The 3,014-nt window shown below is 68.8% G+C and carries 3 protein-coding genes and 1 pseudogene; 1 reads left to right on the top strand and 3 read right to left on the bottom strand.

The genetic code is table 11. The features are described 5' to 3' along the window. Positions 1-87: 87 nt before the first annotated feature. The gene (locus AOK17_RS26755) at positions 88-915 is read left to right on the top strand and encodes a phosphatase (protein WP_055615111.1); all 828 of its coding nucleotides are present in this window, start codon (positions 88-90) and stop codon (positions 913-915) included. Positions 916-1,008: 93 nt separating this feature from the next. Here AOK17_RS26755 and AOK17_RS26750 read toward each other — a convergent pair whose 3' ends face one another. From AOK17_RS26750 to AOK17_RS48885, 3 genes and pseudogenes are all read right to left on the bottom strand, one after another. After that, the gene (locus AOK17_RS26750; protein ID WP_055615110.1) at positions 1,009-1,941 is read right to left on the bottom strand and encodes a hypothetical protein; all 933 of its coding nucleotides are present in this window, start codon (positions 1,939-1,941) and stop codon (positions 1,009-1,011) included. After that, a complete protein-coding gene (locus tag AOK17_RS26745; protein WP_055615109.1) occupies positions 1,938-2,522 on the bottom strand; it encodes a DUF6932 family protein in 585 nt (194 codons plus the stop codon). The genes AOK17_RS26750 and AOK17_RS26745 overlap by 4 nt, the downstream gene beginning before the upstream one ends. A 60-nt stretch (positions 2,523-2,582) precedes the next feature. Next, positions 2,583-3,014 (bottom strand): annotated as a pseudogene (locus AOK17_RS48885) (helix-turn-helix domain-containing protein); the annotation flags it as partial.

Genomic DNA, 3,014 nt, shown 5'->3' with positions numbered 1-3,014 from the left:
ACCCCCGCCCCAAACCCCGAGTGACCCATGTCCCACGGTTCGATACACCGGCGCCACCCAGCGGAGCGCACCGGCAGAATGGGGGGCATGCCGATACCCGGGACCCCCAGCCGCGCCGACCTTGTCGACCACCTCGTACGGACGCGTATCGCGGGCGACGTAGCCACCCCCCGCGAGAACAACCTCTCCCACTACCGCAAGCTGGCGAACGGCGACCGCAACTACTGGCTCGGCCTGGAGCTCGGCGACCGCTGGACCGACGAGCAGGACGTCCTGGCGGTCATGGCCGAGCGATGCGGCGTGAACGACGACCCGGAGTACCGCTACGGCCAGGACACCATCGACCCGGACCTGACGGTCGACGCCCTGGAGCGGATGGCCGGCCGGCTGCGCAAGGCGGCAGCGGGCAAGCAGCGGGTGCTGTTCGCGACGGGCCACCCGGGCGGCCTGCTCGACGTGCACCGCGCCACCGCAGCGGCCCTACGCTCCGCCGGCTGCGAGATCGTCGTGATCCCGGACGGCCTGTCCACGGACGAGGGATACGTCTTCCAGTTCGCGGACGTCGCGGTCCTGGAGCACGGCGCGACTCTGTGGCACACGCACTCGGGCGAGCCGATGCGCGCGATCCTGAAGGGCCTGGAGAGCGCCGGCCGCCCCCTGCCCGACCTGGTCGTCGCCGACCACGGCTGGGCGGGCTGCGCGGGCCAGCTGGGCGTCGACTCCATGGGCTACGCGGACTGCAACGACCCGGCCCTGTTCCTCGCGGAGTCCGAGGGCACGGTCCAGGTGACCGTCCCCATGGACGACCACGTCACGAGCCCCCGGTTCTACGACCCGATGACGGCGTACTTGCTGGATGCGGCGGGCCTCACGGACGCAGACGCCGACGCAAACGCAGAATCCGAGACCGACTGAGCCCTTGTGTGCGGCTCGGGGCAGTCCGTTGCGGGGCCTGCAGTCCTCCGAGCCCTTCGCCCGCACGCTTCCCGCCCCGTGCGCAGCTCGCGTCTATGGTTCGAGTGGGAGTGACGTCTGTTCCGCCGCCGGGCCCAGGTAGGTGTACTCGGTGGACCGGGCAATGCCCATGGAGTCCAGCTGCTGCCGGAAACGGACGCGGAAATGAACGTTGTCCCCCAAGCCGGGGCGCATACGCAGCAGTTCCCCGGGCTCCTCGAAGCGGACATCGTAGGCAGGCGCGTTCTTCGCGGTGCCTGTCTTCACTTTCACCAAGCCGCTTTCCCGCAGTTCGGTGACCCTGCCGGAGATGGTGATCTCCTGGTCACGGTCCTTTGTCTCCCTGAGCCGTTTCACATAGTGCCTGCCCCGCTCGGTCAGCCGGGCACGGCGCAGCCCACCTTCGGCGTCGTACCAGGTCACACCGAGGTTCAGTTCGTATCGGCTCAGCGCCCGGGACACCGCTTCGACCGCGTCGAAGAGCTTCACCCATTCGCGGACGTCGCGCTCCGATTCCAGAGCGTCGAGCAGTGTGGTGAGTGTGCCGAGCCCCGTGGCAGCGGCCGATGTCGCGGAGACATCCAGACCGTCGGGTGCGACCGAGCCAACGGGAACGGTGACGGGGCGCGCGTGCACAACGGTACTGCCGGCGGAGATGGCGGTGAGTTCCAGCTGTACCGGAGTGCCTGCGGCCACGGAAACCATGTGCTCCACGGGTTCAAGCAGCGCATCGCCCCACTCGAAGCGGAGAGCACCGCCGGCAGCGGCCGGTCCGGTCAAACGGAGTTGGAGTTCCTCTTCGAGCCGGGCGTCCGGAGCGTACTCACGTGCCGCGGCCAGGCGGCTCGCGCGGTGTTCGGCCTCGATCTCCTCGTCGTCCCGGTCCTCGGTGCCCAATGCGTCGAGCAGCCGTGCGGCACGCTCCGATTCGGCGGGGTCGTCACCCAGGAGCGCGCGCCTGCGCTCGCGCCAGCTGTCGCCGGTCACAGTCGCACCTCCAGATAACCGCGTGCCGGGGCGGCACTCTCTTCGGACGGTGAGCGGTCGTCCTGATCGTGCAGTCGGCAGCGCTGCCACCAGTCGTCCCACACACCCCGTTGTGTGAAGTATGTCCGTTCATCGAGAGTGAAACGGTCCGGCTCGAAGATATGCGCAACGGGCTGGTACCCGATGCGAAGCGGCGAGACGCCGAACTTCTCTTTCATCCTGGCCCGACTCTGGAAAGCGGTGGTCAGCCATTTCGAGCCCGGCTTTCCCCGTACGACACGTTCGGCGCGCGTATCGACCAGGAGCGTGGCGTCGATGTTCCCGGGGTCGAGTTTGGTACTGACGAAGCTGCCTCCGAGCCACAGCCTGTGGATGAGGGAAAGACCTCCGAGGTCGCCCGCGTAGGTGTCCTCAAGCGTCAGGAAGGGGTCGAGATAGTCGTGGAAGCCGTCCCACAGTTCTGTGCGAGTTGAGGAGTCCTCGAATTCCGGGGCGCTGACCAGCATCTCCTCCGCCTCGTCGAAGGAGATGGAGTACCGGCCCAGCGGAAGGTATCCATTCGCGGCGAAAGAGGGCAGCACGTGAGGTCCTGTCGAGTGCGGGTGAACGTCCCCATAGCGGTCATGGCGGGGCAGTGCGGGTCATCTTGCCGGTACAGCCTCGGCGGCGCCGTGGATTCCGGAAAGTCCGCCCACTTGTGCGCACACCCGGCAGATGCCCGGATCCGGACCGCGAAAGGCGCGGTCGCAGCTGTCGCAGTTGCGGAGAGGGTGCCTGACTGGCGGGGGCTGTTCGGGGGCGCGGTACGGAGGTAGCGGCGGGAGTTGGGCCGTGAGGCGGTGCGCCAGGAAGGCGGCCGGGCGACGCAGAGGCTCAGGCGGCAGATCGGAGGCCAAGGCGTGGCGTACGGCGGTCGGGGTGAGGTCTCGCTCCAGCCAGGCGGCCACGCCGGGGGCGAGGTGTTCGGCGTCGGTGGCGGAGAGGAGGAGGCGGGGGTCCTCGCGACGGAGGCCCGACAGGACGTCGATGGCCGTCTGGAGGAGGGCCGGGGAGGCGTACGCGGGCTTCGGGAC

Source organism: Streptomyces phaeochromogenes, from assembly GCF_001418655.1.
GTDB lineage: Bacteria > Actinomycetota > Actinomycetes > Streptomycetales > Streptomycetaceae > Streptomyces > Streptomyces phaeochromogenes.
The sequence above is the reverse complement of the archived record's forward strand: the minus strand, read 5'-3'. Positions and strand labels throughout refer to the sequence as shown.